At 62.8% G+C, this 223-nt stretch carries 1 protein-coding gene; it reads left to right on the top strand.

Annotated elements, in window-relative coordinates; genetic code table 11:
- Positions 1 to 223: PepSY domain-containing protein (locus A3736_RS17385; protein ID WP_197465490.1), on the top strand; the 223-nt coding region annotated here is incomplete at both ends.

Raw genomic sequence — 223 nt, 5'->3', positions numbered from 1 at the left:
CGCACTATCCAAACAGACCGTTCGCAAGGCGATCTCGGCGCATTCGGCGCTGGGCCTGATCTGCTGCGCACTGCTCTATCTGATCTGCGCCACCGGCACCGCGATCGTCCTGTACGAAGAGTGGCAAAGGCTCGAACAGCACGACGCGCCTGAAATGACCGCCATCGCACCTGCCAGCGTTCAGCGCGGTATCGAGAACGTGCTCGCCGCCGAAAGCGATCGC

The sequence above is a fragment of the Erythrobacter sp. HI0063 genome (genome assembly GCF_001635685.1).
Lineage (GTDB): Bacteria > Pseudomonadota > Alphaproteobacteria > Sphingomonadales > Sphingomonadaceae > Qipengyuania.
Note: the sequence above shows the minus strand (reverse complement) of the source record. Positions and strands in the feature narration are given on the sequence as shown.